Origin of the sequence: Bradyrhizobium sp. AUGA SZCCT0169, assembly GCF_018130085.1 — a bacterium.
Lineage (GTDB): Bacteria > Pseudomonadota > Alphaproteobacteria > Rhizobiales > Xanthobacteraceae > Bradyrhizobium.
Genome location: NZ_JAFCMC010000001.1, coordinates 411,617 through 417,969, shown reverse-complemented (window position 1 = coordinate 417,969; position 6,353 = coordinate 411,617). Strand labels below are relative to the sequence as shown.

General features: G+C 63.6%; 4 protein-coding genes. 3 read left to right on the top strand and 1 reads right to left on the bottom strand.

Translation table 11 applies throughout. The features are described 5' to 3' along the window. Nucleotides 1–566: 566 nt before the first annotated feature. Complete coding sequence (locus JQ609_RS01975; protein ID WP_212271812.1) at nt 567–1,496, bottom strand: helix-turn-helix domain-containing protein; 930 nt, start codon at nt 1,494–1,496, stop codon at nt 567–569. A 491-nt stretch (nt 1,497–1,987) separates the two neighbouring features. Between JQ609_RS01975 and JQ609_RS01970 the strand changes: the two genes are divergently transcribed. The 3 genes from JQ609_RS01970 (at nt 1,988) to JQ609_RS01960 (ending at nt 6,334) form a co-directional block, all read left to right on the top strand. Next, nucleotides 1,988–3,550: a L,D-transpeptidase gene (locus JQ609_RS01970; RefSeq protein ID WP_212271811.1), complete on the top strand. Its 1,563-nt coding sequence runs from the start codon at nt 1,988–1,990 to the stop codon at nt 3,548–3,550. A gap of 72 nt (nt 3,551–3,622) precedes the next feature. Next, nucleotides 3,623–5,140 (top strand): M20/M25/M40 family metallo-hydrolase, encoded by a 1,518-nt coding sequence (locus tag JQ609_RS01965; protein WP_409411154.1) that lies wholly within the window; start codon nt 3,623–3,625, stop codon nt 5,138–5,140. Nucleotides 5,141–5,542: 402 nt separating this feature from the next. Then, nucleotides 5,543–6,334 carry an extracellular solute-binding protein gene (locus JQ609_RS01960; protein WP_212271810.1) on the top strand — a complete coding sequence of 264 codons (792 nt, stop codon included), beginning with the start codon at nt 5,543–5,545 and terminating at the stop codon, nt 6,332–6,334. Nucleotides 6,335–6,353: the final 19 nt, after the last annotated feature.

Sequence of the window (6,353 nt, the reverse complement as noted above, 5' to 3'; positions counted from 1 at the left end):
AAAGGGCGCAGGGAAGACCGGGTGCGCGCTGCACCCGCGGTCCCGTGTGCGGTTTGCACTAAGTAGGCTGCACACGAGCATACAGGGCAGCGGTGAACACCCGGCCTTCCCTGCGCAATGGCTTTACGGCTTATGCCGTGATCTCCCCGGAGACGAGTTCTTGGTTGACTCCGTCGCTGCCGTTCAGCTTTCGCCTACCCGACGGCTTGACGCCAGCAACGGGCGCCAGGACCACACGGTTTTGCCGTACGCTTAATCCACGCCGTCGTCTCAGCGCAAACAAGCGTCCACCGCAACCCGTCCAACGTCCGTGACGACGGCCGACGCCCTTCTGAGTAGGACGGGATGGCGATAGATCCGCACTGATTTGGGTCGGTCGACAACAGAAATATTTTCGATTTACAGAAATTCTCTACTTGACACGATTTCCGCAAAACAGAACTGATTTGCCCGTCGGGTTGTTTTGCCGCACCCGCCGCGCTTACAATTCTCTTGCGTACGAGGCGACGCAGTTCGCAAGGCATCGGTGGGCGGCAACGTTCAAGTGCGACAGCTATCGTCCCGGCTCACGTCTCGCTTTCCGCCGCACCCTGCGCTTCGCGGCGCCACACGGCCGGGCTGACGCCGACCAGGGCCGAAAATACCCGCGTAAAGTGGCTTTGATTGGCAAACCCGGCGGATATTGCGATCTCCGCAAGGGACAGGCCACGGACGGTCATCAACTGCTTGGCGGCGTCAACGCGTTGGCGAAGGAGCCACTGGTGTGGCGGCAGGCCGACGGACGCCCGAAACGCGCGAGAAAAATGGCTGACTGACAGGTTCAATTCAGCCGCGATCTCCTGCAGCGTGAATTTGCCACTGAGATCAGACTGGAGCCTTTCGCAGGCACGCTTCGTCTGCCACGGAGCAAGGCCGCGATACACGGGTTCGGCGTTGCCAAGCCCGCCATACGCCCGGGCAACGTGCGCTGTGAGCGCCAGCATCATGTAATCGACGAAAAGCTGGTTCGCTTCGGATGGCCGGCGCAATCCCTGCAGGAGCGCCGCGCCGATGTGATGCACAGCGCCGTCGTCAAAGCCGGTAGCGAACTGACAGTCGAGCTGGCCGACCCGCCGCGCGCCGAACCGCTCCGCGACGCCGTTGAGCGCCAACGCCGGAACATAGAAATGAACGGAGTGGAACGGCTTTTCGATCACAAAGCGCGGATCGCACTTCATGTCGTACAGATATGTCGTGCCTGCCCGGATGTTGGGCTTGGCCACGCACTTGCCATGCTCCCAGTATTCGCAGTCGGGATAATCGCGAAGTTTCAAGCTAACGAGATAGGCATCCTCGGGTGCGATGGCGCCGCAAAGGCCCGGCATGGGATTGTCATCCCGCGTTTCGGTGGCTGTGACCTCGACACCGCGCGTAGACCGCGTGATCAGCGATGACGGTGTATCCTGAAGGTGCAGCAGGTCCTTGAACGCCTGACCGTGAAAACCGCTCTGTGTCATATGCGTTTAGCCAGGGGTAACGCAGCCGGCGGATCAGCATCATTGCTGCGCCGTCCCGCATTATCGTAGATCAGCGAGGGGCCGTCCAGCGCGGCCGATGACAGGGCCGTTTACGCTGCGATTTCAAAGTATCGTGGATTCCCAAGTTATCATGGATTCCACGGCCCGCTTCGAGCGAATTTCGGAACTTGGACTCCTTGACGGGATGCTTGTTCACCTCAGGACCGGACGTGGTCAGGCCGAATTTCCGGCGAGGGACTGCTCGTGATCCGCCCGTCCGGGTTGTTTTGTCGCACCGATGTATCCGGATCGTTACAATCCGAACCGCGGGCCGCTCTTTCTCCTGCGCAGGCTGTCGTATAAAAGTGAATCGCTCCCGGAACGGGCCGAATTCGCGGCGTGGATGGTGGTGGCCATTGGTTGATCCAAAATTCATGAATCTGACATCTGATCGACGCACGCGCGGACAGGCATTTGAACCGGGGCATGGAATGGTAGTTCGATTTACGACGGTGCGATCCTCCGTGGCAATGCGGCGTCTGGGTGTTCCTGCCATTGTGACATTCGCCGCTGTGGCCGCGTTGACGACCTTGACGGGACTGGCCGCCGACGCCGCGCCGAAACAGGCGCGCCCGAAGCCCGCCACCGAGGCGACGGCGCCGCGCGATGCCGGCGAGCCGCTGATGGCGATCGTGTCGATCAAGAGCCAGCAGGTCACTCTCTACGACTCCGACGGCTGGATCCTGCGCGCGCCGGTGTCGACCGGCACCAAGGGACGCGAGACGCCCGCCGGCATCTTCGCCATCCTCGAGAAGAACAGGGAACACCGCTCGAACATGTACGACGATGCGGAGATGCCGAACATGCAGCGCATCACCTGGAACGGCATCGCGCTTCATGGTGGGCCGCTGCCCGGCTATGCGGCCTCGCACGGCTGCGTGCGGATGCCGTTCGGCTTTGCCGACAAGCTGTTCGACAAGACGCGGATCGGGATGCGGGTGATCATCTCACCCAACGACGCCGAGCCAGTGGAATTCTCCCATCCGGCGCTGTTTTCGCCGAACCGCGAAGCCATCGCGGCCGCGCCGGCCAAGGCCGAAGCGCTGCCCCGCGAGGCGGCCGAGGCTGCCAAGGCAGCCGACGAGGCGAAGAAGGCCATCGCGACGACGACGCGCGAGACCGCGTCGCTGACGGCGTCGCTGCGCAAGCTGCAGGGACTGAAGACCCGCGCCGACGGCGAGCTTGCCTCCACCGAGAAGGCGGTCGCCGCCGCCAAGACGGACGAGGCCAGGGCGAAGGCCGAGGACCTCAAGCAGAAGGCTGCCGCCAAGGCCGCGGACCTCGGGACCCAGCTCGAGACCGCCAAGGCCGACGCGAAATCGAAGCTTGACGCCGCCGCCGCGGCCAAGGAAGCGGCCAAGGTGGCCCAGACCAGGAAGGCCGACACCGCCAAGGCAGCGAGCGAGGCCAAGCTCGCGCTCGAGCCGGTCTCGATCTACATCAGCCGCGCGACGCAAAAGCTGTACGTGCGCCGCCCGACGCATAAGCCGGCACCGGACGGCGGCGGCATCGTGTTCGATGCGACGATCGAGGTTCCGGTCACGATCCGCAATTCCGACAGGCCGATCGGCACGCACGTGTTCACGGCGGTGGCGCAAAACGATTCCGGCCTGCGCTGGACCGCGGTCACGATCGACAGCGCCGACGACGCCAAGGCCGCGCTCGACCGCATCACCATCCCGCAGGAGGTGCTCGATCGCATCGCGCCGACCGCCATGCCGCGATCCTCGATCGTGATCTCGGACGAGCCGCTGAGCGTCGAGACCAACTATCGCACCGAGTTCGTCGCGGTGCTGAGCACCGAGCCGCAAGGCGGCTTCATCACGCGCAAGCCGACGCCCCCGATCGATGTCTACGCTTCGAGCGACCCGGTCCAGGGCGACGGCTTCAACCCATTTTTCCAGCGCAGCTGGGAACCTCAGCCTCCCCAACCCGCCAATACCCGCCGGCGCGGCGGCCAACAGTACTGGCAACCGGGCACGAACTGGTGGTAGGCAAGGCACGCTGCGCGTAGGGCGCGGGGCTCGTTGGGTGATTGATCCGACTTGTCTGCCGTGGAGCGGAGGGTGGGTGAAGCCACCGGGTCGCGCGAATGCGCGCCCGATGATAAACTCCGCGAAACCCACCCACTTTCACAAAGCGAGGTAGATGGGTTTCGCTTCCGCCGTCGCTCTTTGAGCTACGGCGGAAAAGTCGCTCACCCATCCTGCGAACGATCAATTTGGTCAGATGTAGTCTCAACTTCCGTTCGAGCCTCACTGATCATCAGGTCGTCCTTCGAAAGGCTCGCCATGCCGCATCCCGCCCGGTTTGCTCTGCGTTTCCCGCTGGCCTGTATCGCCGCCGGCACCCTGGCCTTGTCGCCCCTGCCCGCACGGGCCGCGCCGGTGGCCAGCATTCACGAGCTGGCGCAGCAGGAAAAGGCCCCGCTGCTCGACACGCTGCGTGACCTCGTCAACATCGAATCCGGCAGCAAGGATGCCGAGGGCCTGGCGCAGCTGGCGGCACTGATCGCCGATCGCCTGACCAAACTGGGCGGCAAGGTCGCGATCATCGAGCCTGCGGACATCTACCGGATGGACGACACGCCGCCGAAGCCGGGTTCCATGGTGCACGCCGAATTCAAGGGGACCGGCACCAAAAGGATCATGCTGATCGCCCACATGGACACCGTCTATCTGAAAGGCATGCTGAAGGACCAACCCTTCCGCATCGACGGCGAGCGCGCCTATGGGCTTGCCGTCGTCGACGACAAGCAGGGCATCGCACTGATCCTGCACGCGGTGGCGATGCTGCAAAAACTGAATTTCAGGGATTACGGCACGCTGACCGTGCTGATCAATGGCGACGAGGAGATCAGCTCACCGGGCTCGCGCAGCACCATCTCCCGCATGGCGGGCGAGCACGACGCGGTGTTTTCCTACGAAGGCGGCGGAATGGACGGCAATTTGCGCCTGGCCACCAGCGGCATCGGCGCGGCGTACCTGACAGTGGACGGCAAGGCCTCGCACGCCGGCGCCGCGCCGGAAAAGGGCGTCAACGCGCTGTACGAGCTGTCGCACCAGATGCTGCAATTGAGCGACCTGTCGCGGCGCGAACAGGGCCTGTCCCTGAACTGGACGGTCTCGCAGTCCGGCACCAATCGCAACGTGATCCCGGCGCAGGCCACCGCGCAAGGCGACGCAAGGGCGCTGAAGGTGTCTGACTTCGCCGAGCTGGAGGCGACGCTGCAGAAACGCATCAAGACCCAGCGGATCCCCGACGCCAAGGTGCAGCTCCGGTTCGAGATGCGCCGCCCGCCGCTGGAAGCAACCCCCGCCTCGCGCCGCCTGGCCGCCCACGGCACCGCCATCTACGAGGAACTCGGGCTGCCACTCAAGGTGATCGACGTCGCCTCCGGCGGCGGCACCGACGCCGCGTTCGCCGCGCTGAAGACAAAGGCCCCCGTCATCGAGGGATTTGGCCTCAGCGGCTTTGGCGCCCACTCCAACGACGCCGAATACGTCAAGCTGGAGACCATCGTGCCCCGGCTTTATCTGTCGGCACGCATGATCATGGATGTGTCTCAGGACAAGGTGAAATAATGCGGTGCAGCGGGGTTGCGCCGCAGGAACCTGCCTCGTCGTCACGAGTTCCAAAAATTAAAAGGCCGCTGAGTGATGTCAGCGGCCTCGCTAAAATTTTTAAGTATGAAATCCTGCCTGGCAATTTGATAGCGCAGAACCGTTCTATTGTGGATTCCGGGCAAATACGGTGTCCCGATCTCCGGAGCCGGTGGGCGGATTGCTCGTCATTGCGAGCCAACGGCGCGCCCGATGACAGGCTCCGCGAAGCAATCCACGCCTCGGCTTGGCGCAAGATGGATTGCTTCGTCGCTTCGCTCCTCGCAATGACGGGGCGGCCACTTGAGGTAGCCGCTTCGCCCTTTGCACGCTAACATCCTGGGCAAGGACGTCCGCTCGAGAAGCGCTCCGGGAGGAATAACCATGCGGCTGAATTCAACTATTTTCCGCAGCATCGCACTCGGCTTCGTTGCCGCCCTCGCGTTTTCCAGCGCAGCCTCCGCCGCCGAGGTGCGCGTCATGATCTCCGGCGGATTGGCGGCCGCCTATAAGGCGCTGGTTCCTGAATTCGAGCGTGCCACCGGCCACAAGGTGCTGACCGCCTACGGTCCGTCGATGGGCACGACTGTCAATGCGATCCCGGTGCGGCTGGAGCGCGGCGAGGCCGCCGACGTGTTGATCATGGTCGGCTATGCGATCGACGATCTCGCCAAGCAGGGCAAGGTGATGGCGGAAAGCAAGATCGACCTGGTCAAATCGCCGATCGGGGTTGCGGTGAAGGCCGGCGCCCCGAAGCCGGACATCAGCAACGCGGACGCGGTCAAGCGCGCGCTGCTGGCCGCGAAAACCATCGCCTATTCCGACAGCGCCAGTGGCGTCTATGTCTCGACCGAAATGTTCGACAAGCTCGGCATCAAGGACGCCATGAAGGACAAAGCACGAAAAATTCCGGCGACCCCGGTCGGCGAAATCGTCGCGCACGGCAACGCCGAGATCGGCTTCCAGCAGATCAGCGAGCTGCGGCCGGTCGAAGGCATCGACATCGTCGGTCCCCTGCCCGACGAATTGCAGAAGATCACGGTGTTCTCCGCCGCGATTGCCAGCGTGTCGAAGGAGCCCGACGCCGCCAAGGCGCTGATCAAGTTCCTCGCCTCGCCCGCGGCGCGGCCGGAGATCGTCAAGAGCGGGATGGATCCGATTGTCGGGGCGAATTAGGGGCTAGCTCGTCATGCCC

Excerpts from the sequence above, each read along its gene's own strand:
- JQ609_RS01975 (WP_212271812.1), bottom strand. The coding sequence starts at position 1,496 with ATGACACAGAGCGGTTTTCACGGTCAGGCGTTCAAGGACCTGCTGCAC.
- JQ609_RS01970 (WP_212271811.1), top strand. The coding sequence starts at position 1,988 with ATGGTAGTTCGATTTACGACGGTGCGATCCTCCGTGGCAATGCGGCGT.
- JQ609_RS01960 (WP_212271810.1), top strand. The coding sequence starts at position 5,543 with ATGCGGCTGAATTCAACTATTTTCCGCAGCATCGCACTCGGCTTCGTT.